The sequence below is a fragment of the Brevundimonas sp. NPDC007368 genome (genome assembly GCF_042869015.1).
Lineage (GTDB): Bacteria > Pseudomonadota > Alphaproteobacteria > Caulobacterales > Caulobacteraceae > Brevundimonas.
Genome location: NZ_JBIAFA010000001.1, coordinates 366087 through 387494 on the forward strand (window position 1 = coordinate 366087; position 21408 = coordinate 387494).

20 protein-coding genes and 1 pseudogene are annotated in these 21408 nt (G+C 68.3%); 14 read left to right on the forward strand and 7 right to left on the reverse strand.

Annotation, left to right across the window (positions count from 1 at the left end):
- Positions 1 to 18: 18 nt before the first annotated feature.
- The gene (locus tag ACFYLW_RS01815) at positions 19 to 1689 is read right to left on the reverse strand and encodes an MFS transporter (protein ID WP_390182607.1); all 1671 of its coding nucleotides are present in this window, start codon (positions 1687 to 1689) and stop codon (positions 19 to 21) included.
- Positions 1690 to 1939: 250 nt separating this feature from the next.
- Here ACFYLW_RS01815 and ACFYLW_RS01820 point away from each other — a divergent pair, with 250 nt between their 5' ends.
- Positions 1940 to 2098, forward strand: a complete 159-nt coding sequence (locus ACFYLW_RS01820; protein ID WP_312065880.1) for a hypothetical protein — start codon at positions 1940 to 1942, stop codon at positions 2096 to 2098.
- Positions 2099 to 2104: 6 nt separating this feature from the next.
- Here ACFYLW_RS01820 and ACFYLW_RS01825 read toward each other — a convergent pair whose 3' ends face one another.
- The 3 genes from ACFYLW_RS01825 to ACFYLW_RS01835 form a co-directional block, all read right to left on the reverse strand.
- Complete coding sequence (locus tag ACFYLW_RS01825; protein ID WP_390182608.1) at positions 2105 to 3550, reverse strand: NAD-dependent succinate-semialdehyde dehydrogenase; 1446 nt, start codon at positions 3548 to 3550, stop codon at positions 2105 to 2107.
- Positions 3551 to 3621: 71 nt separating this feature from the next.
- Positions 3622 to 4227, reverse strand: a complete 606-nt coding sequence (gene fixJ / locus ACFYLW_RS01830; RefSeq protein ID WP_292083554.1) for a response regulator FixJ — start codon at positions 4225 to 4227, stop codon at positions 3622 to 3624.
- Positions 4224 to 5621 (reverse strand): sensor histidine kinase, encoded by a 1398-nt coding sequence (locus ACFYLW_RS01835; RefSeq protein ID WP_390182609.1) that lies wholly within the window; start codon positions 5619 to 5621, stop codon positions 4224 to 4226. The genes fixJ and ACFYLW_RS01835 overlap by 4 nt, the downstream gene beginning before the upstream one ends.
- A 447-nt stretch (positions 5622 to 6068) precedes the next feature.
- Between ACFYLW_RS01835 and ACFYLW_RS01840 the strand changes: the two genes are divergently transcribed.
- From ACFYLW_RS01840 to ACFYLW_RS01900, 13 genes are read left to right on the forward strand one after another with little or no spacing between them, the layout of a single operon-like run.
- Positions 6069 to 6791, forward strand: coding sequence for a TorF family putative porin (locus tag ACFYLW_RS01840; RefSeq protein ID WP_292083552.1), 723 nt, complete (start codon positions 6069 to 6071; stop codon positions 6789 to 6791).
- Between the two features lie 34 nt (positions 6792 to 6825).
- Positions 6826 to 8775: a methyl-accepting chemotaxis protein gene (locus ACFYLW_RS01845; RefSeq protein WP_390182610.1), complete on the forward strand. Its 1950-nt coding sequence runs from the start codon at positions 6826 to 6828 to the stop codon at positions 8773 to 8775.
- Positions 8775 to 9056: an STAS domain-containing protein gene (locus tag ACFYLW_RS01850; RefSeq protein ID WP_390182611.1), complete on the forward strand. Its 282-nt coding sequence runs from the start codon at positions 8775 to 8777 to the stop codon at positions 9054 to 9056. The genes ACFYLW_RS01845 and ACFYLW_RS01850 overlap by 1 nt, the downstream gene beginning before the upstream one ends.
- On the forward strand, positions 9053 to 9418 hold the full coding sequence (locus ACFYLW_RS01855; protein ID WP_292084257.1) for a response regulator: 366 nt from the start codon (positions 9053 to 9055) through the stop codon (positions 9416 to 9418). Before ACFYLW_RS01850 ends, ACFYLW_RS01855 begins: the two co-directional genes overlap by 4 nt.
- Positions 9419 to 9437: 19 nt before the next feature.
- On the forward strand, positions 9438 to 11726 hold the full coding sequence (locus ACFYLW_RS01860) for a chemotaxis protein CheA (protein ID WP_390182612.1): 2289 nt from the start codon (positions 9438 to 9440) through the stop codon (positions 11724 to 11726).
- A 5-nt stretch (positions 11727 to 11731) separates the two neighbouring features.
- Positions 11732 to 12205, forward strand: coding sequence for a chemotaxis protein CheW (locus ACFYLW_RS01865; protein ID WP_292084255.1), 474 nt, complete (start codon positions 11732 to 11734; stop codon positions 12203 to 12205).
- Positions 12202 to 13068 (forward strand): protein-glutamate O-methyltransferase CheR, encoded by an 867-nt coding sequence (locus tag ACFYLW_RS01870; protein WP_292084254.1) that lies wholly within the window; start codon positions 12202 to 12204, stop codon positions 13066 to 13068. Before ACFYLW_RS01865 ends, ACFYLW_RS01870 begins: the two co-directional genes overlap by 4 nt.
- Positions 13065 to 14105, forward strand: a complete 1041-nt coding sequence (locus ACFYLW_RS01875) for a chemotaxis response regulator protein-glutamate methylesterase (RefSeq protein ID WP_390182613.1) — start codon at positions 13065 to 13067, stop codon at positions 14103 to 14105. Before ACFYLW_RS01870 ends, ACFYLW_RS01875 begins: the two co-directional genes overlap by 4 nt.
- 11 nt (positions 14106 to 14116) lie before the next feature.
- Positions 14117 to 14506 (forward strand): response regulator, encoded by a 390-nt coding sequence (locus tag ACFYLW_RS01880; RefSeq protein ID WP_292084252.1) that lies wholly within the window; start codon positions 14117 to 14119, stop codon positions 14504 to 14506.
- Complete coding sequence (locus ACFYLW_RS01885; RefSeq protein ID WP_292084250.1) at positions 14503 to 15048, forward strand: chemotaxis protein CheD; 546 nt, start codon at positions 14503 to 14505, stop codon at positions 15046 to 15048. Before ACFYLW_RS01880 ends, ACFYLW_RS01885 begins: the two co-directional genes overlap by 4 nt.
- Positions 15048 to 15407 carry a hypothetical protein gene (locus ACFYLW_RS01890; RefSeq protein ID WP_313105059.1) on the forward strand — a complete coding sequence of 120 codons (360 nt, stop codon included), beginning with the start codon at positions 15048 to 15050 and terminating at the stop codon, positions 15405 to 15407. Before ACFYLW_RS01885 ends, ACFYLW_RS01890 begins: the two co-directional genes overlap by 1 nt.
- Positions 15407 to 15997 (forward strand): response regulator, encoded by a 591-nt coding sequence (locus tag ACFYLW_RS01895; protein WP_292084248.1) that lies wholly within the window; start codon positions 15407 to 15409, stop codon positions 15995 to 15997. Before ACFYLW_RS01890 ends, ACFYLW_RS01895 begins: the two co-directional genes overlap by 1 nt.
- Positions 15994 to 16452 (forward strand): chemotaxis protein CheE, encoded by a 459-nt coding sequence (locus ACFYLW_RS01900; protein ID WP_390182614.1) that lies wholly within the window; start codon positions 15994 to 15996, stop codon positions 16450 to 16452. Before ACFYLW_RS01895 ends, ACFYLW_RS01900 begins: the two co-directional genes overlap by 4 nt.
- A gap of 149 nt (positions 16453 to 16601) precedes the next feature.
- Here ACFYLW_RS01900 and ACFYLW_RS01905 read toward each other — a convergent pair.
- The 3 genes and pseudogenes from ACFYLW_RS01905 to ACFYLW_RS01915 form a co-directional block, all read right to left on the reverse strand.
- A pseudogene (locus ACFYLW_RS01905) lies at positions 16602 to 17876 on the reverse strand (D-amino acid dehydrogenase); the annotation flags it as partial.
- A 158-nt stretch (positions 17877 to 18034) separates the two neighbouring features.
- Entirely contained in the window at positions 18035 to 19654 is a 1620-nt protein-coding gene (locus ACFYLW_RS01910; RefSeq protein ID WP_390182615.1) for an alpha-glucosidase, read from the reverse strand.
- A 2-nt stretch (positions 19655 to 19656) separates the two neighbouring features.
- Positions 19657 to 21324: an MFS transporter gene (locus ACFYLW_RS01915; RefSeq protein ID WP_390182617.1), complete on the reverse strand. Its 1668-nt coding sequence runs from the start codon at positions 21322 to 21324 to the stop codon at positions 19657 to 19659.
- Positions 21325 to 21408 lie beyond the last annotated feature (84 nt).

A 21408-nucleotide genomic window follows, 5' to 3' on the forward strand; every position in this document is an offset into this window, starting at 1 on the left:
TGGCGAAGCTTATCGACCTCAGTCGTGGATGTTCACGTCCTTGCCTTCCTTCACGAAGAGGACGCCGATGATCAGGGTCAGCACCGCGATCGCGATGGGATACCAGAGGCCGTAGTAGATGTTGCCCGTGGCCGCGACCATGGCGAAGGCGGTGGTCGGCAGGAAGCCGCCGAACCAGCCGTTGCCGATGTGATAGGGCAGGGACATGGAGGTGTAGCGCACCTTGGTCGGGAACATCTCGACCAGGGCGGCGGCGATCGGGCCGTAGACCATGGTCACATAGAGCACCAGCAGGAAGAGGATGCCGATCACCAGGGGCTTGTTGACCAGGGCGCTGTCGGCCTTGGCCGGATAGCCGGCCTCGGTCAGGGCGGCGGTCAGGCCCGCGTCCCACGCCTTCTTCTGGGCGTCGAAGTCGGCCTTGGCCAGGACCTTGCCGTTGAAGCTCTCGACCACGCGTTCACCGATGCGGACCTGGGTCACGGTCCCGGCGGGGGCGGCCTCGTTGACATAGGTGACGCCGGCCTTGGCCAGGTGGGTCTTGGCGATGTCGCACGAGCTGTTGAAGACGGTCTTGCCCACCGGGTCGAACTGGAAGTGGCAGTCGGCCGGGTCGGCGTAGACGGTGACCGGCGCTGAGGCGGCGGCGGCGGCCAGACGCGGGTTGGCCGCGCCGGTCAGGGCGTTGAACAGCGGGAAGTAGGTCAGGGCGGCCAGCAGGCAGCCGACCAGGATGATGGGCTTGCGGCCGATCTTGTCGGACAGCCAGCCGAAGAAGACGAAGAAGGGCGTCGCCAGCGCCAGCGCGGCGGCGATCAGGATGTTCGACAGGGCCGGATCGACCTTCAGCGTCTTCTCGAGGAAGAAGAGGGCGTAGAACTGACCCGTGTACCAGACCACGGCCTGACCGGCGGCGAGGCCGAACAGGGCGATCAGCACCAGCTTCAGGTTCGGCCACTTCATGAAGCTGTCCTTCAGCGGCGTGGTCGAGCCCTTGCCCTCGGCCTTCATGCGCTGGAAGGCCGGGCTTTCCGACAGCTTCAGGCGGATCCACAGGCTCACGCCCAGCAGCAGGATCGAGACGATGAAGGGGATGCGCCAGCCCCAGCTGACGAAGGCTTCCTCGCCGATGGCGAAGCGGACGCCCAGAATGACCATCAGGCTGAGCAGCAGGCCCACTGTGGCGGTGATCTGGATGAAGGAGGTGTAGAAGCCGCGCTTGCCGTGCGGGGCGTGCTCGGCGACGTAGGTGGCGGCTCCGCCGTATTCACCGCCCAGGGCGAGACCCTGGATCAGGCGCATGAGGACGAGGATGATCGGCGCGGCGATGCCGATGGCGGCATAGGGCGGCAGCAGGCCGACCACGAAGGTCGACAGGCCCATCAGCAGCATGGTCACCAGGAAGGTGTTCTTGCGGCCCCACAGGTCGCCCATGCGGCCGAAGACGATGGCCCCGAACGGACGCACCGCGAAACCGGCGGCGAAGGCCATCAGGGCGAAGATGAAGCCGGTGGTCTCGTTCACGCCCGAGAAGAACTGGGCCGAGATGATCGCGGCCAGCGAGCCGTAAAGATAGAAGTCGTACCATTCGATGACGGTGCCGACGGACGACGCCAGAATCACCAGCCGGTCGTTCTTGTCGACCGTGTGTTCCGCGCCCTCCGCCGCACCTGCGGTGCGGTCGGTCATGGGCAGTCCCTTCCTTTAGAGCCGCGTGGCGCGGCCGTTTCCTCGCGATCCTGTTGCCGGATCGTCGGAAGGCAGAGTGACAGCAGGTCGCGGGCTTTGGAGAGAGCGACTTTGGTCGAACGGCGTCTATCGTCCGTGTGGGGTGCGAAATCTGGGGCGTTAGGGCGTTTCCGTGTTGTCGTGGACCGCGACAGGCATCACATGAAGACCTGACGTCGCCGTTCGGCGACCCCGGCGCGAGAGGACATCCATGGCCCGTAAGCCCAACTACAGCTTTGAACGTCAGGAGCGCGAGCGCGCCGAGGCCAAGAAGGCCGAGGCCAAGGCCGAAGCCAAGGCCGCCAAGCGCGCCGCCAAGGCCGCCGGCCGCGCGGCGGGCGAGGACGAGACCGAGCCGTCCGAGGACTGATCGGGCCTAAAGCCCCATGCAGAGGTATTTGATCTCGAGATAGTCCTCGATGCCGTGGCTGGAGCCTTCGCGGCCCAGGCCCGACTGCTTGATCCCGCCAAACGGCGCGACCTCGGTGGAGATCAGGCCGGTGTTGATGCCGATCATGCCGGTCTCCAGCGCCTCGGCCACGCGCCAGACGCGGCTCAGGTCGCGCGCGTAGAAGTAGCCCGCCAGGCCGAAGATGGTGTCATTGGCCAGGGCGATCCCTTCCTCTTCCGTCTCGAAACGGACGACGCCGGAGACGGGACCGAAGGTCTCCTCGCGGCACATCTTCATGTCCTGGGTGACGCCCGACAGGACGGTCGGCTGGACGAAGGTCATGCCCAGGGCGTGACGCTGGCCGCCGGTCAGCAGGCTCGCCCCCTTGGCCAGGGCGTCGGCGACGTGTTCCTCGACCTTGCTGACCGCCTTCTCGTCGATCAGGGGGCCGATCTGGACGCCCTCGTCCAGGCCGTTTCCGACCCTCAGCGCCTGGGTCGCCTTCACCAGTTTCTCGACGAATTCGTCGTGGACCCCCGCCTGCACATAGAAGCGGTTGGTGCAGACGCAGGTCTGGCCCGCGTTGCGATACTTGGAGGCGACGGCCCCCGCCACCGCCGCGTCCACATCGGCGTCGTCGAAGACCAGGAAGGGGGCGTTGCCGCCCAGCTCCAGACTCATCTTCTTGATGGTTTCGGACGACTGCTTCATCAGCAGACGGCCGATCTCGGTCGAGCCGGTGAAGCTGATCTTGCGCACCGCTTCATTGGACGTCAGCTCGCCGCCGATGACCGAGGCCGAGCCGGTGACGACGTTGAACAGGCCGGGCGGCAGGCCGGCCTCCTCGGCCAGCACCGCCAGGGCCAGGGCCGTCAGCGGCGTCTGGCTGGCGGGCTTCAGCACCACGGCGCATCCGGCGGCCAGGGCCGGGCCGACCTTGCGGGTGATCATGGCGGCGGGGAAGTTCCACGGTGTGATGGCCCCGACCACGCCGATCGGCTGGCGCAGGGTCATCAGCCGCTTGCCGGCGTCATAGGTCGGGATGACCTCGCCATAGGTGCGCTTACCCTCCTCGGCGAACCATTCGATGAAGCCGGCGGCATAGGCGATCTCGCCCTTGGCCTCGGTCAGGCTCTTGCCCTGTTCGCGGGTCAGCAGGCGGCCCAGCGCCTCTTGTTCGCTCATCATCAGGTCGAACCAGCGGCGCAGGATGCGCGCCCGGTCGCCCGCCGTCTTCGCGGCCCAGGGCTTCATGGCGGCCTCGGCGGCGGCGACGGCGCGCCGGGTCTCGGCCGCGCCCATGTCGGGCACGCTGGCCAGCACCTCGCCGGTCGCCGGGTTGGTCACCTCGAAGGACGCGCTGCTGTCGGCGTCGACCCAGCGGCCGTCGATGTAGGCCTGACGGCGCAGCAGGCGGGCGGGATCGGACATGGGCGGCTCCTGACGCATGGGGAGCCGTCATAACGCGCCGCAAAGCCTGCGGCTGCAAGACGGCGAAACGCCTAGCCCAGCGCCAGTCCCATGCGGACCAGGGCCGACAGGCTGTCGGCCTCCATCTTGGCCATGACCTTGGCGCGGAAGACCTCGACCGTGCGCGGGCTGATGTCCAGATCCAGGGCGATGGCCTTGTTCGAATGTCCGTGGATCAGGGCGTCGAAGACCTGACGTTCGCGCGGGGTCAGGCGGGTCAGGCGCTGCTCGGCGGCGGCACGGGTCGCCTGCTCGTGACCGACGGCGTTCAGCCGCGTCAGGCAACCGCGCACGGTCTCGATCAGGCGGCGCGGATCGAAAGGCTTTTCGATGAAGTCGACGATGCCGGCCTTCATCATCTGCACCGCCATCGGCACGTCGGCGTGGCCGGTGATGACGATGACGGGCCAGGCGGCGCCGCGCAGCTGAGTCAGGCGGCGAACGACTTCATCGCCTTCCATGTCGGGCATCCGTACGTCGGTGATGACGCAGGCGGTGGCGTCTTCAGGCAGGTTCTTGAAGAAGTCGACGCCGCTGGCGAAGCCGCGCGCCCGGATGCCTTCGCCGCGCAGCAGCATCAGCAGGGAATCGCGGACGGCGGCGTCGTCGTCGATGATGAAGACGGAGTGGAGGCTCATGCGTTCTCGACGCTCGATTCTCGGTTGAGGGTGAACGAGAAGGCCGCGCCCCCCAACGCGCTTCTCGAGACTTGCAGTCGTCCGCCGTGGCTTTCGACAATGGTGCGGGTGACGGACAGGCCCAGCCCCATGCCGCCGGTCTTGGTGGTGGTCAGCGGCTGGAAGATCCGCTCGATCTGGTCTTCGGCGATGCCGGGGCCGTTGTCCTCGACGCTGATGCGATAGTGCGTGTCCGAAGTCGGGCGACCGACGATGACCACCTCGGGCGCGGCGTGCTCGCCGACGGCCTCGACCGCATTACGGACCAGGTTGACCATGGCCTGCTGGAACTGGATCCGCTCGGCCCGGACGCGGTCGTTCCCGGTCTCGATCTCCATGCGAATGGCGACGCCCTTGCTGGAGCCGATCATCGTCAGGATGGGGCCCAGGTCCTCGACCATGGAAGAGGCGCGCTCGCTGTCCAGGCGGCGCGCTTCCGGCGACAGGAGCTCGCGCATCCGTCGAATGATCTTGCCGGCGCGCAACAGCTGGCCCTTGGCCAGTTCGACGGTGCGCAGGGCGCTGCCGCCCAAGGCTCCAGCCTTTTCCATGTCCACCTGACTGGCGTGCAGATAGGTGGCGGCGGCGCTGAGCGGCTGGTTCAGTTCATGGGCCAGGGTGGCGGCCATCTCGCCGAGCGAGTTGAGGCGCCAGACCTTGTTCAACTGGGCGTGCAATTCGCGGGCCTGGGCGTCGGCCGCATGCCATCGGCTGAGATCGGTCAGGCACAGGGCCACATGAGTGTCGCCGATCGGGTCCGACGCCACGCCGAACTGAATGCTCAACGGAAAGGTCGCCCCGTCGGGACGCAGGCCGGTCCAGTGGCCGTCCCTGGCTTCCAGCGCCCCGCCGGTCGCGCCGGACCCGAGGATCGCCGCGACATCGAAGCCTGAGGCCAGCTCGGAGAAGGGCCGGCCGACGGCCGCGGCTTCGTTGAGGCCGAACAGGGTGGAGGCGGCGGGGCTCAGGTGGCGCACCTCGCCCTCGGCGTTCAGCGTCACCACGGGCACCGAGGCCAGTGCGGTGTTGAGCATGACGTCCTTGGCCGCCAGCTGTCGGGACAGGTCGCGGGTGCGATCCTGCATGGCGCGCATGGCCCAGCAGACTTCCGCGAGAATCCATGACACCGCCGCGAACAGCAGGGCGTTGGTCAGGGCGTCGGTCAGGCTTTCGCGCGGCACCAGGGTCAGGTTGACGGCGATGGATAGGGCGATGGCCAGGCTGGTGGCGATGCGCCGGGCCAGCATGGCGGTGATCAGGACCGCGGGCACCATGGGGAGATAGTAGAACTGTCCCAGGCCTTCGAGCAGGCTTCTGAAGCCGACCGCCCCGCCCACCGCGATGATCGCCAGCACGATCCCGCTCCAACGCCGACGCGACACGGCGCTTGCGAGAGACAGAAGGCTATCTATCGCCGATTGAATGGGATCTCTCCTCACGCTTCTGGATTGCTGAACGGTAAGCTGTGGAGGTGAAATCTACAGAATCTCGCCGAGGCGCGCCTTCTATACATAGGTCGCGCATTTCGCAAACCGGTCATTAACCATGAGCTTCTGTGCGCTTGCTTAATCCTGATGGCGTGTTGCCGAGCTGTATAGAGGCAAAAAAATGGCAATTACTGTAAATATGGTTGTCGACCGTTAAGGATGTTCCCCTTTGTCTCGCCGGCATGGTCCAAGGCCTGGGTTCCGCAGGGCGTCGAATGGGCAAATTCTGACAGGATGCGGATTTCTACGTAGTTCCTGATTTACAAAAATCTACGGTTGTTCGGCCAGAAAAGCCTCATGATCACTGAGGTAAAAATGCTCGAACAGCGTTGCGTTAAGCGCCAGAACGGCGCCGTCATCATCCCGCTTCTCGCCGGCCTGAGCGCCGCGATGGGCGCCGGCGCCGCCCAGGCGCATTCCATTGAAGCTCCGGATTTCAGCGCCCAGGTCGGCGTCGCCAGCGAATATGTCGGCAAGGGTCTGGGCAAGAGCGCCGGGGATCCCAGCGTCAACGGCACGGTCGAAGTCTCCTCCGGCGCCTTCTACGCCAACGTCTTCGTCTCCACCGCCAAGCTGTCGCAAGGCTCGGACGCCGAGATCGTCAGCGCCGTCGGCTGGCGCCCCGAGGCGGCCGGCTACAAGTTCGACTTTTCGGTGGTGAACCGCGACCTGCCCGGCACCCGCGCCGGCGTCGACGCCAACTACTGGGAATATCAGGCCGACGCCTCGCGCAAGATCGGCCCGGTCAGCACCCGTCTGCGCGTCAACTACACGCCTGACGGCTTCGCCGCGACCAAGGAAGCCTGGTGGATCGAGGTCCAGGGCACGGTTTCGGTCGGTCCGAAGACCAAGGCCTCGGCCGCCATCGCCGACCGCACCGCCGACGGCGGCGCCGAATACGCCGCCTGGAATGTCGGCGTGAAACACAAGTTGACCGAGAAGCTGGCGCTGGACCTGCGCTGGTACGACACCGACAGCCACGCCTTGGGCGAGAACTACGACGGACGCCTGGTGGGCGCCCTGACGTTCGCGCTCTGAGCCGATTGAACAGAAAGTTCCGGGGGGAAGACCAATGAACATGTTGAGCGACCTGAAGATCGAGCGGAAACTGATGGCGGCCTTCGCCGTCGTCATCCTGGCCATCGTCGCCATGGGCGTGACGGTGTTCGCACAGGTCAATGCGCTGGAAAAAGCGCGCATGGACCGGGTGCGGGCGTCGGCCGTGCAGCGTGAAGCCGAAACGGCCAAATTCTACCTGGCGCGCCAGGAAAGCAGCTATCGCGGCTTCCTGCTGTCGAGCGACGGCTTCTATCTGGAGCGACTGAGCGCGCACCGGGAGAACTTCAACAAGAGCCTGGACCGGATCGCCCAGCTGGATCGCTCCAGCGAGGAGGAAGTCCGCGCGGCGCGCGTCGCCGCCGATGACTGGGCCAAGAACGTCGTCGAGGCGGGCCGCGTCCTCTCCGCTGACCCGGCGACCCGGGCCCAGGCCGTGGCCATGGTCGGCCGCGAAGGCGTAGCCGACAAATACATCAGCCCGGCCGAGGACGCGCTCGAGATCCTCGTCGATGAAAAGTCGCAGCAGAGCCGCGTCTTCGGCGAGATTCAGGATTCGGTCGCCAAGTCGGTGCGAATGGTGCTGATCGGCGGGGTCGTCCTGGCCCTGATCATCGCCGCCGCCATGGCCTTCCTGCTGACCAACCTGCTGGGCAAGCCGCTTCTGTCGATGACTTCGGCCATGCGTCGTCTGGCAAGCGGGGACACCTCGATCATCGTTCCGGCCATGGGCCGCAAGGACGAAGTCGGCCAGATGGCCTCGGCCGTCACGGCCTTCAAGGACGCGGCCATCGCCAACGCCCGTCTGGAAGCCGAGGCCGTGGCCCAGCGTCAGGCCGCCGAGGACGAGCGCGCTCGCGTCGAGGCCGAGAAGGCCAAGGCGGCCGAGGAAGACCGCGTCGCCATCACGGCTCTGGCCGAGGGGCTGCAAGCCATGGCCGGCGGCGACCTGACCCACCGCATGACCGTCCAGGTCGCGCCCAAGGCTGAACAGCTGAAGACCGACTTCAACGCCGCCATTTCGCAGCTGGAACAGGCCGTGGCCGTGGTGGTGACCAACGTCGCCGCCATCCGTTCGGGCTCGAGCGAGATCAGCCAAGCCTCCGACGACCTGTCGCGCCGCACCGAGCAGCAGGCGGCCTCGCTGGAGGAAACCGCCGCCGCCCTGGACCAGATCACCGCCACGGTGAACCGCACCGCGGACGGCGCCCGTCAGGCTTCGGGCGTGGTCCAGTCGGCCCGCGGCGACGCCGAGAAGAGCGGCGTCATCGTCCGCGACGCGGTCGAGGCGATGAACGCCATCGAGCAGTCCTCGGCCCAGATCGGCAACATCATCGGGGTGATCGACGAGATCGCCTTCCAGACCAACCTCCTGGCCCTGAACGCGGGCGTCGAGGCCGCTCGCGCGGGCGACGCCGGCCGCGGCTTCGCCGTGGTGGCCTCGGAAGTGCGGGCCCTGGCCCAGCGCTCGGCCGAGGCGGCCAAGGAGATCAAGACCCTGATCTCGGCCTCGGGCCAGCAGGTCGGGGCGGGCGTGACCCTGGTCGGCCAGACCGGCGAGGCCCTGCAGCGCATCGTCAGCCGCGTGGCCGAGATCGACGGCCTGGTCTCGGAAATCTCGGCCTCGGCCCAGGAGCAGGCCACCGGCCTGCAACAGGTCAACACCGCCGTGAACCAGATGGATCAGGTCACTCAGCAAAATGCTGCGATGGTCGAGCAGTCGACCGCCGCCAGTCACTCGCTGTCGCAGGAGGCCGACGTCCTGGCCGCCTCGGTGTCGCGCTTCCGCACCGGCCAGGCCGCCGCGCCTGTCGCCGCGAAGAAGCCGGCCCCGGTCCGCGCGCCGCAGCCGGTGGCCCGCACGCCCGAGCCGGTGGCCCAGACCATCGCCGCGCTGAAGACCGTCGGCCGCGGCGGCGCCGCCCTCAAGGCGCAGCCGATCGAAGACGGCTGGGAAGAGTTCTGATGTCGAGCCTGATCACCCTTCCGGCGGTGCTTGATCTGCGCGCCGCCGACCCCCTGAAAGCGCAACTCCTGGCCGTGCGCGGCCAGGGGGCGACCCTGGACGCCTCGGCCGTCGAGCGTCTGGGCGGCCTCTGCCTTCAGGTCCTGCTGTCGGCGCTGGCGACCTGGCGCGCCGACGGCCAGGCCTTGACCTTCATCAATGTTTCCGAGGCCCTGGCCTCGCAATGGAGCGCCTTTGGGGCCTCCGCCGCGGACCTCGCTCCGCAAGGACAACTCGCGTGACCAAGACCATTCTGACCGTCGATGATTCCCGCACCATGCGGGACATGCTGATGCTGGCGCTGAAAGACGCCGGCTATCGCGTGGTTCAGGCCGAGGACGGGATCCACGGTCTGGAGGTGCTGCGGGCCGAAAACCCCGACATCGTCATCACCGACATCAACATGCCCCGCATGGACGGCTTCGGTTTCATCGAGGGCATGCGCGCCGACCCCAACCACAAGGCCACCCCGGTTCTGGTCCTGACCACCGAAAGCGACGCCGCCAAGAAGCAGCGCGCCCGCGAGGCCGGGGCCACCGGCTGGATCGTCAAACCCTTCGACCCGGCCAAGCTGATCGACGCCGTCCGTCGCGTCGCGGCCTGAGAGGACTGAGGATTACAAGATGAGCGACGATCCGTTCGAGGCCATCAAGGTCACCTTCTTCCAGGAGTGCAACGAACTGCTGGGCGATCTGGAAGCCAATCTGCTGGCGCTGGAGACCGGCGAAGGCGACATCGAGACGATCAACGCCGTCTTCCGCGCCGTTCACTCGGTCAAGGGCGGGGCAGGGGCCTTCGGCCTGGAAGACCTGGTGCGCTTCGCCCACGTCTTCGAGACCCTGATGGACGAGCTGCGCTCGGGCCGTAAGGAATGCGACGACGTTACGGTCAAGACCCTGCTGCGCGCCTCTGACGTGCTGGCCGACCACATCGCTGCGGCGCAGGGAACCGGCGCGCCGGTGGACGCCGCGCGCTCGGCCGGTCTGGTCGCCGAACTGGAAGTCCTGACCCACGGCGTCGCCGCCTCGGTCGCCCCGGCCGCCGCCGCTGTCGAGGACGAAGACGACTTCGGCTTCACGCCCCTGACGCTCGACCTGGCCGATTTCGGCGCCCCGACCGAGCTGCCGTCGCTCGACCTGCCTTCGCTTGATCTGCCGGACCTGGCCGCGCCGAGCGCCGCTGGCTGGCGCATCGTCTTCCGCCCGCACCCTCGCCTCTACGCCAGCGCCAACGACGTCAGCCTGCTGCTGCGCGAACTGACGCGGCTGGGCCAGACCTCGGTCGAGCTGGACGCCAGCGGCCTGCCGTCGCTGGAGGCGCTGGACGCCGAGGACGCCCACCTGATCTGGACCATCGTCCTGACCGGCGACGTGGCCGAGGCGGCCGTGCGCGACGTCTTCGACTTCGTCGAGATGGACTGCGACCTGAGCATCACCGCCCTGGGCGGCGCCCAGTCCCCGGTCGAGGCCTCGCTGCCGCCGCTGCCGGTTCTGGACGCGCCCCCCGCCGAGCCTGAGATCGACATCGCCGCCCTGCTGGCCAAGGCCGCCGCGCCGGTCGAGCCCGCCGTTCCGGCTGAGGTTCTCGCGCCGGTCGTCGCCGCAGCCCCGGTTCCGGCCCCGGCGCCGACGCCGGTCGCCGCCGCGCCCAAGCCGGTCGCGCCCGCCGCTCCGGCCTCCGTCGCTGCGCCCTCGGCCCCCGCCGCCGTGGCGCCGGTGACCATCCGCGTCGATCTGGATCGGGTCGATCGCCTGATCAACGTGGTCGGCGAACTGGTCATCCAGCAGGCGATGCTGGCCCAGCGCGTGATGGAGAGCGGTCTGGCCCGCTCGTCGGACATCGCCCTGGGTCTGGAAGACCTGGAGCTGCTGACGCGCGACATCCAGGACAGCGTCATGGCCATCCGCGCCCAACCGGTGAAGTCGGTTTTCCAGCGCATGCCGCGCCTGGTCCGCGAAGTGGCCGACATGACCGGCAAGCGCGTGCGTCTGGTCACGTCCGGCGAGGACACCGAGGTCGACAAGACCGTGGTCGAACGCCTGGCCGAGCCCATCACCCACATGCTGCGCAACGCCATCGACCACGGGCTGGAAAGCGCCGAGGAGCGCGAGGCCGCCGGCAAGCCCGCCGAGGGCACGGTGCGTCTGGCCGCCCTGCACCGCTCGGGCCGCATCGTCATCGAGATCGCCGACGACGGGAAGGGCATCAACCGCCCGCGCGTGCGCGGCATCGCCGTGGCGCGCGGTCTGATCGCCGAGGACGCCGTCCTGACCGACGACGAGGTCGACAACCTGATCTTCCTGCCGGGCTTCTCGACCGCCGAGACCGTCACCGACGTCTCGGGCCGGGGCGTCGGCATGGACGTGGTCAAGCGCTCCATCCAGGCGCTCGGCGGCCGCATCTCGATCAGTTCGGTTCCGGGCAAGGGCTCGACCTTCACCCTCAGCCTGCCGCTGACCCTGGCGGTGCTGGACGGCATGGTGGTCTCGGCCGCCGAACAGACCCTGGTCGCCCCCCTGTCGGCCATCGTCGAGAGCCTGACGCCGCAGGTGTCGGACATCCACCACGTCGGCGGCCATGACGCGGTGATCCGTTTCCGCGAGGAATTCGTGCCCCTGGTCGATGTGGCCCGCGTCATGGGCTTCCGCGACGGCGCGGCCGATCTGGTCAACGGGGTGGTGATGATCGTCGAAACCGAGGCCGGCTCGCGCGCCGCCCTGCTGGTCGACGCCATCAACGGCCAGCGCCAGGTGGTGATCAAGAGCCTCGAGACCAACTACCGCCACGTCGACGGCGTCTCCGCCGCGACCATCCTGGGCGACGGCAGCGTCGCCCTGATCCTCGACATCGACGCCCTGGTCATCGCCGGGCGCCGCAAATCCAACCGCCCCGAACTGAAGATGGCGAGCTGAGCACCATGACCGAAGTCACCTCCAACGTCGCCGGCGCCGACCGCGAACTGATCGCCTTCCGCATCGGCGAGCAGGAATTCTGCGTCGACATCATGAACGTCCGCGAGATCCGCGGCTGGACCCCGGCCACGCCGCTGCCGCGCTCGCCGTCCTACATGAAGGGCGTGATCAACCTGCGCGGCATCGTCCTGCCGATCATCGACCTGGGCGCCCGCTTCGGCCTGGCCACGGCCGAGCCGACCGCCCGCCACGTCATCATGGTGGCCCATGTCGGCAACCGTCTGGTCGGCCTGCTGGTCGACGCCGTGTCGGACATCGTTCAACTGACGGACTCGACCATTCAGCCGACGCCCGACGTCGCCAGCGACCATGTGAAGACCTTCGTCAAGGGCATCTTCGCCGTCGAGGGCGGCCGCATGATCAGCCTGATTGATCTGGAACACGTCCTGCCGGCTGAAAGCGAAGCCGAAGCCGCATGACCACCGCCTCCGGGCGGGCGTCCCTGGTGGAAGGCGAGTTCGTCTTCACCGCCGAGGATTTCCGCCACATCGCCCAGACCCTGCACGCCCACGCCGGCATCGCCCTGAGCGAGGGCAAGGCCGCCCTGGTCTATTCGCGCCTGGCCAAGCGCCTGCGCCTGCTCGGACTGCGCAGCTTCCGCGACTACTGCGCCCTGATCGAGGGCGTGGAGGGGGTCGACGAGCGCCAGGCCATGACCGCGGCCCTGACCACCAACGTCACCCGCTTCTATCGCGAGCCGCACCACTTCGATCACCTGCGCGACCACGTCATGCCGGAACTGGCGGCCCGTGCGCGGGCCGGCGGTCGGGTGCGCCTGTGGTCGGCGGCCTGTTCCAACGGACAGGAGCCCTATTCCATGGCCCTGACCGTGCTGGACGTCCTGCCGGAAGCCGCGGACCTGGACGTGCGCATCCTGGCCACCGACATCGACCCCAACATGGTGGCCGAGGGCGCGGCCGGGATCTATTCCGAGGAGCTGCTGTCGCCGGTTCCGGCCTCGGGCCGCAAGCATTTCGATCCCGTCGCTGCGCGTCCCGGCCTGTTCAGCGCCGACGAGACCCTGCGTCGTCTGGTGTCGTTCCGCGAACTGAACCTGATCGGCGACTGGCCCATGCGGGGCAAGTTCGACGTCATCTTCTGCCGCAACGTGGTCATCTACTTCGACGACGCGACCCAGGAGCTGGTCTGGAGCCGCTTCACCCCGATGATGAACCCCGGCGCCACCCTCTACATCGGCCATTCCGAGCGCGTCAGCGGCCCGGCGGTTGCGCAGCTGCAGACCTGCGGGCTGACGGCCTACAGACTGGGAGGCCGGGCATGAGCGATCCCGTCCGCGTCCTGATCGTCGACGACAGCGCCACCATGCGCAGCCTGATCAGCGCCGTCCTGCGCCGCGATCCCGAGATCTCGGTGGTCGGCACGGCGGCTGATCCGCTGGAGGCCCGTACCGCCATCAAGGAGCTGAACCCCGACGTCATCACCCTAGACGTCGAGATGCCCAATATGAACGGGCTGGAGTTCCTCGAGAAGATCATGCGCCTGCGGCCCATGCCCGTCGTCATGGTCTCGACCCTGACCCAGGCCGGGACCGACGTGACCCTGGCGGCGCTGGAAGTCGGCGCCGTGGACGCCGTGGCCAAGCCCGCGCCGGGCGTGCCGGCCCAGGAAGCCTTCGCCGACCTGGCCGACAAGGTGAAGATCGCCGCCCGCTCGCGTGTTCGGCCGCTGGAAGCGCGTGAGGCGCGTGCTGTCGACCGCGCCTATCGCGCCGACGCTAACCATGTCCTGGCTATCGGCGCCTCGACCGGCGGGGTGGAGGCCCTGCTGAACATCCTGACGGCCTTCCCGGCCAACTGTCCGGCGACGGTGGTGACGCAGCACATGCCCGCCACCTTCACCAAGAGCTTCGCCGCCCGTCTGGACAAGGCGTCCGGCGCCACGGTGACCGAGGCCGTGGACGGCGCGCCCCTGATGCCGGGCCATGTCTATATCGCCCCCGGCGGCGAGCGGCATCTGGAGGTCTCGGGCGGGCGTTGCCGTCTGGTCGCAGGCGATACGGTCAATGGCCATCGCCCCTCGGTGGACGTCCTGTTCCATTCGGTCGCCCGTCTGGGCCGCCCCATGACGGGGGTCATCCTGACCGGCATGGGCAAGGACGGCGCCAAGGGCCTGCTGGCCATGCGCCAGGCCGGCGCCCGCACCCTGGGTCAGGACGAAGCCTCCAGCGTCGTCTACGGCATGCCGCGCGCCGCCTTCGAGCTGGGCGCCGTGGAGCGCCAGCTGTCTCTGCCCCGTCTCGCCTCCGCCATTCTCGACCTGTGCGCCGCCGGCGCCCACGCCTCAAAGCCTGTCGCGTAAGGACTACCCGTATGCCCGCCGCTTCCGCCCTCAATGTTCTGGTCGTCGACGACCAGCTGACCATGCGCTCCCTAGTCCGCAACAGCCTGCAGCAGATCGGCGTGCGCGAGATCAGCGAAGCCGCCGACGGCGAGCTGGCCCTGCGGTCCATCATCACCAAGCCGGTGCATCTGGTGATATCGGACTTCAACATGCCGAACCTGGACGGTCTGGGCCTGCTGCGCGCCATCCGCGCCCACCCGCCGACCTCCAAGACCGCCTTCATCATGCTGACCGGCCGCGCCGACCGCGAACTGGTGCAGCGCGCCGTGCAGTTCGGCGTGAACAACTACCTGGTCAAACCCTTCACCACCGCCCAGCTGAAAGACAAGCTGGAAGGCGTGTTCGGCCCGCTGACATGATCCGCGCCGGCGATCAGCACATGACCGAACGGCGGATCCACGTCGGACAGGGCGAGCACTATGTGACGTCCGATCCCGATGTCGTGCTCTCGACCGTGCTCGGCAGCTGCGTCGCCATGTGCCTGCGCGATCCCGTGGCCGGGGTCGGCGGCATGAACCACTTCCTGCTGCCCGAAGGGGCCGGGGCGGGGACCGACGCGGGACGTCGCTACGGCGCCTATGCGATGGAATTGCTGATCAACGACGTGCTGAAGGCGGGCGGGCGTCGCGACCGGCTGCAAGCCAAGCTGTTCGGCGGCGGCCGCATGTTCGACTCGCTGAAGGACGTGGGCACGTCCAACGCCGACTTCGCCGAACGTTTTCTGGCCGACGAGGGCATCCCCGTGGTCGGCGCCAGCCTCAGGGGCGCCGGGGGGCGTCGACTGCATTACTGGCCGGTGACGGGTCGGGCGCTGCAACGCGCGGTTACGGACGCGGTCGCCCCGCGACCCACGCCGCCGCCTCCGCCGCCCGTCGATTCCGGCGCGCTGGAGCTGTTCTGATGAAGGATTACGACGCCAAGGGCCTGCTGGCGGCCGTCGCTGCCGAGTTGGCCGACATCCGCGCGGGCGTGGACGAGGCCGGCGGCCTGGTGTCCGAACTGCTGCGCCTGGCCCCGCCCGAGCAGCGCCTGACCTTCCTGACGCGGATGCAGGCTTTCGACGTGCTGAGCCAGCGCGTCGACGCCCTGTCGGGTCTGGCCGGCGCCCTGGCCGCCGATCAGCCGATGGACACGGCCCTGGCCGCCCTGCCTCTGGCCGAGATGGCCGACCGCCTGCGCGAGATGTCGTTCCGGGTGAGGCTCTCCGCTTCCGAAGTCGCGCCGGCCGCCGTGGCCGGCGACCTGCTGCTGTTCGACTGATGAGCGCCGCCGACCGCGTCAATCTGGAGCAGTCGACCGTCCTGCTGATCGACGACAATCCGCAGGCGCTGGATATGCTCAGCTCGGTCTTTCAGGGCTTTGGCGTCAAGGAGCAGATCAAGTGCGCCTCGGCGACCGAGGGCGTGCGCATCATCCAGAATCGGGCCGTGGACCTGATCGTCATCGACTGCGCCGATCCCGAGATGGACAGCTACGCCTTCGCCCGCTGGCTGCGGCGCGAGACCCCGGCGCCCCTGCGCTTCATCCCCGTCATCCTGCTGACCGGCCACGCCTCGCAGGCCAAGGTGCAGGAAGGCCGCGATTGCGGCGTCAGCTTCGTGGTCACCAAGCCCCTGACCCCTGCCGTCCTGCTGCGCCGCATCCTGTGGCTGGCGGGCGACGAGCGCGAGTTCGTCGAAAGTGAGAACTATGTCGGGCCCGATCGTCGGGTGCGCAACTTCGGCCCGCCGCTGAATATGCCCGGACGGCGCAAGGACGACCTGTCCGCCCACGTCGGCGCCGCCGTCGAGGCGAACATGGACCAGTCCGACATCGACATGCTGATGAAGCCCCAAAGAGTTGCGTTGTGACCGAAGCCCGCACCCTGAAGATCAAGACCACCCTGGCGCGCCAGATGGCCCAGCCGGGCGGCCGCACCCTCGCCGACGTCGAGCGCCGCGCCAACGAGCGGCTGGAGCGTCACCGCGACGACGTCATGATCACCGTCGCCGGCACCATCACCGAGCTGGAGCTGGTCGCCGCCGCCGCAGCGGCGGGCAGCGAACCGCAGGTCTACAAGCTGGCTTCGTCCCTGCTGGACACGGCGGGCTTCTTCGACACCGGACCGCTGTACGAGGCGGGCTACAGCCTGTGCGACGTGGCCGACCGGATGCAGGTCAGCGGCGCCTGGAGCTGGCCCACGGTCGCCGTCCACGTCCAGGCCATGCGCCTGATCCTGACGGCGGGCTGTCAGGCCGACGCCACCAGCGCCGCCCTGCTGGCCGGTCTGCGGTCGGTGGCGGCGAAGGCGCGGCAGGATACATAATTCCTCCTCCCCTTGAGGGAGAAGGCGGCCCGCAGGGCCGGATGAGGGGTGTCAGCGGGACGATCTGACATGAGGCCTCGTACGAATTTCTTCGCACCCCTCATCCGTCAGGCTTCGCCTGCCACCTTCTCCCTCAAGGGGAGAAGGGTTTATTGGCCGTACCGCGCGATGCCCAGGTCGGCCGTCTCGATGTCCGGGGTCTGGCCGCTGACGAGGTCGGCGATGACGCGGGCCGAGCCGCAGGCCATGGTCCAGCCCAACGTTCCGTGGCCGGTGTTCAGGAACAGGTTTTCGAACTTCGTCTTGCCGATGACCGGGGTGCCGTCCGGCGTCATCGGACGCAGGCCGGACCAGTAGCTGGCCGCCTTCAGGTCGCCCGCGCCGGGGAAGAGCGACCCCACCGAATGTTCCAGTGTGTTGCGGCGCGGTTCCGGCAGGACGTTGTTGTAGCCCGAGATCTCGGCCATGCCGCCGACGCGGATGCGGTCGCCCAGGCGGGTGATGGCCACCTTGTAGCTCTCGTCCATGATGGTCGAGACGGGGGCGGCGGGTTCGTTGATGATGGGGGCGGTGATCGAATAGCCCTTCACCGGATAGACCGGCAGGGTCATGCCCAGCGGCTTGACCATCTGCGGCGAGTACGACCCCAGGGCCAGGACATAGGCGTCGGCCGTGATCCGGCCGCGGCTGGTCTCGACGCCGCTGATCTGGCCCTTGTCGGTCGTCAGGGCCTTGATGGCGGTGTCGTAGAGGAAGGTCACGCCCTGAGCGATCGCCACGTCGCCCAGCGCATTGGTGAACTTGAAGCAGTCGCCGGTCTCGTCTTTCGGCAGGCGCAAGCCCCCGACAAACAGGTCGCGCGTGGCCGCAAGGCCCGGCTCGGCGCGGATGCAGCCGTCCTGATCCAGCACCTCGAACGGCACGCCGCCTTCGCGCAGGACCTGGGTATCCTTGTAGATGCCGTCCAGCTGCTTCTGGGTGCGGAACAGCTGCAGGGTGCCCTGGGTGCGGTGGTCGTATTGCAGGCCCAGCTCGGCGTTCAGGGCGGTCTGAACCTCCTGGCTGTATTCGGCCAGACGCACCATCCGCGCCTTGTTCAGGGCATAGCGGGCCGAGGTGCAGTTGCGCAGCAGCGCCAGCAGCCAGCGCACGGTCGCCACGTTCATGTGGGGCTGCAGGATCAGCGGGGCGTGACGCATGAACAGCCACTTCACCGCCTTGGCCGGAATGCCCGGCGCGGCCCAGGGCGAGGAATAGCCGGGGGAGAGTTCGCCGGCGTTGGCGAAGCTGGTCTCCAGCGCCGGGCCGCTCTGGCGGTCGATCACTGTCACCTCGTGGCCCGCCTTGGCCAGATAGTGAGCCGTCGTCACCCCGATGACGCCGGCGCCCAGGACTGCGATCTTCATGGTCTTGACCTTACGCGAAGTTCCCCGCGCCCGTTCCCTAGACCAGTTTTTTCGTTTGTCGAGCGTTCATGGGATGTGTGCGCTGCAACATGGTGTGAAGTTGAAACGGATGGGTCGGAACCTGAGCGAACGCGGGCTGAAAATCCCTCGTCGCGGCAAGGCTTTGGGCGGCGTGATCAAGGCGTGGTCAGGCGCAGAAGCATGCCGCCCAGCGGCGGCAGGGTTCCCGCCTCGGCTAGGTTGACGGCGTCGATCGGGACGTAGCCATCGGGCGCGCTCCACGCCTGCGGCTCGTGGCCGAGGTTGAAGACCGCCAGCAGGGTCTCGCCTTGGCCCTGGCGGGTGAAGACCAGCAGGGGCTCGGTCGCCAGCATCGTCATCGTCCCCGTTTTCAACGCTGGATGGGCGCGGCGCAGGGCCAGGATGCGGCGTGCGGCGTTCAGCATCGAGGCCGGATCGGCGTCCTGGACATCCACCGCCATGGCCGGGTGGCGCGTGTCGATGGGTAGCCAGGGCTCGACGCCTGAAAACCCGGCGAAGGGAGCGCCCGCGATCCACGGCATCGGCGTGCGGGCGCCGTCGCGGCCCAGGGTCTGCGGCCAGTTGGCGAGGGCCTCCGGATCGACCAGGCGTTCGAACGGCACCTCGCCCTGGGGCAGGCCCAGCTCTTCGCCGTAATAGACGAAGACATTGCCGCGCAGACAAACCAGCAGCAGCATCAGCATCTCGGCCAACCGCCGCTCGTCGCGGCCCTCGGCCCAGCGCGACACCGCGCGCGGCGCATCGTGGTTGGAAAAGGTCCATGACGGCCAGCCCTCGCCGGGATCGCCGGGCCACATCTCCGTCCCCGTCCTGACCAGATCGGTTGTCAGCCGCTCGGCGTAGAGGTAGAGGAAGCCGTAGGCGCTGTGCAGGCGGCCGTCGGCGGTAAAGGCCTTCATCTCGCGCGCGGCGTGGTCGCCGGCGACCTCCGCCACGGTGAAGCGGCCGCCCTCATAGGAATCCGTCAGCGCCCGCACCCGCTCCAGAAAGGGCAGGATGTCGGGCGAGGACTGGTTGTGGATCTTGTCCTGAAAATCGAAGGGGCGGGTGCGCTTGCCGCCGGTGGGCAGGGGCGGATTGTCCCGCAAGGCGGGGTCGCCGATCATGAAGTTGACGGCGTCCAGGCGGAAACCGTCCACGCCCCGGTCCAGCCAGAACCGACCGACCGCCAGCAGGGCCTCCTGCACCGCCGGATTGCGGGCGTTCAATTGCGGCTGCTCGGGCAGGAAGTTGTGCTGATAATACTGGCCGCGCCGCGCATCCCAGGTCCAGCCCGGCCCGCCGAAGACGGACTGCCAGTTGTTCGGCGGCGCGCCGTCGGCCCTGGCGTCGGCCCAGACGTACCAGTCGGCGTAAGGATTGGTGCGGTCCTGTCGGCTGGCCTGAAACCACGGGTGTCGGTCCGAGGTGTGTGACCAGACCTGATCGACGACGACCTTCAGTCCCAGATCATGCGCCTTGGTCAGCAGAGCGTCGAAATCGGCAAGGGTTCCGAACACCGGATCGACGTCGCAATAGTCGGCCACGTCATAGCCGAAGTCCTTCATCGGCGAGGGATAGAAGGGCGAGATCCACACCGCGTCCACGCCCAGCGAGGCCACGTGATCGAGGTGCGCGGTGATCCCCTTCAGATCGCCGATCCCGTCGCCGTTCGTGTCGGCGAAACTGCGCGGATAGATCTGATAGATCACCGCCCCGCGCCACCATTCCCGATGCGGCTCAGAACCAGGCGAGGGGGTGGGCGACGGGGTCATGCTCAGGACGAACGCGTCGGGTCCGTCAGAGGTTCGCCATAGTGACGGTCGCCGTGCAGGTTGGCGGCCAGGGGCGCGGTCGTCCGCTCGATCAGGCGATGCACCACCGGCTTGTCCGGCCCCTGATGCAGGGCGTAGATGCGCTGCGAGATGTCGGCGTCGGCCTGGGTGATGCGCTGGTTGTGGCGGACGTAATCCAGCCAGGTCGCGGTCTGGTATTTCTCGACCCAGACGTCCGGCTCGGCCAGGTCGCGCATCAGATGCCATTGCCGCGCCCCATCGCGGCGGCGCACGCGGCGGCGCTCGTCCATGACAGCCAGGAAGGCGTCGATGTCTTCCTCGCGGATGCGATAGGCGATGGTGACGATCACCGGTCCGCTGCGCGGCTCGATGGCTAGCTGGGTCTGCGGCTCGGTCCAGCGCCGCAGCAAGTCCATGTTCAGATTGGCGGTCGAGGGCAGGGGCACCCTCAGCCCGATCAGGACGCACAGGACCAGCACCCCCGCTGACAGACCCAGCGCCGTGTCCAGGCCTTGCGTCTGGGCCAGCGAGCCCCACAGCCAGCTGCCGCCCGCCATGCCGCCGAAGGCCGCCATCTGATAAAGCGCCAGCGCCCGCGCCACGACCCAGCGCGGCACCGACATCTGCACCGTCACGTTGAAACTGGACAGGGTCAGCACCCAGCCCGCGCCCGCGATCATCAGGGCCGGCAGGGTCAGGGCCAGCCAGGGGCTGAAGCCCACGACGGCGGCCGCGACGGCGAAGGCCAGGGTGGAGGCGCGCACCAAAGTCTCGGTTTCATACCTGGCGCGCAGCTTCCCGACGAACAGGGCCCCGCCCACGGCGCCCACGCCGAAGGCGCCGAGCAACAGGCCGAAGGCCAGAGGCCCGCCGCCGCCCTCGCGCGCCACCAGAGGCATCAGGGCCTGAACCGCGCTGGCCCCGACGCCGAACACTACGGCGCGCAGCAGCACCGCCGTCACCCGCGGCGACAGGAAGGCGTAGCGCAGACCCCCGGCCATGGCCGCCAGCAGGCCTTCGCGCGGCAGGGTCTGTTTCGGCCGCTCGGGCTTCCAGCGAAACAGGACGACCAGCAGGCCCAGATAGCTGACGGCGTTGACCGCAAAGGCCGCCGCCGCTCCCGCCGCCGCCACGATCATGCCGCCGATGGCCGGGCCGACGCTGCGGGCCAGGTTGAAGCCCATGGAGTTCAGGGTCACGGCCCCGGCCAGGTCCTCGCGCGGAACCATGTCGCCGACCGAGGCCTGCCAGGCCGGGCCGTTGAAGGCCGTGCCGCAGCCGATCAGGAAGGTGAAGCTGAGCAATACCCAGGGCGTGATCCAGCCCACATAGGTCATGACCGCGAGCCCGGCCGAGACCAGCAGCATGAAGCTCTGGGCCGCCAGCATGATCTTGCGCCGGTCCACCGTGTCCGCCAGCGCCCCGGCCGCCAGCGACAGCAGCATGATGGGCAGGGTGACGGACGCCTGGACCAGGGCCACCATCTGGGCCGAGGCGATGGAGGACATCATCCAGGCGGCGCCGACCGACTGGATCAGACCCCCGAAATTGGTCACCAGACTGGTGATCCAGACGGCGCGGAAGACTGGATGGTTCAGCGGCGCCAGCGCCCCGGTGCGCACGGGCGGCGCGGTCTCGGGGGCGGTCATGAAGCGGACCGGCTGGAACGGGAGATCAGGATGGCGGCGCCCGGACGGTGGCTGCGGAACGAGCTCCTACTGCACCCCTTTGGC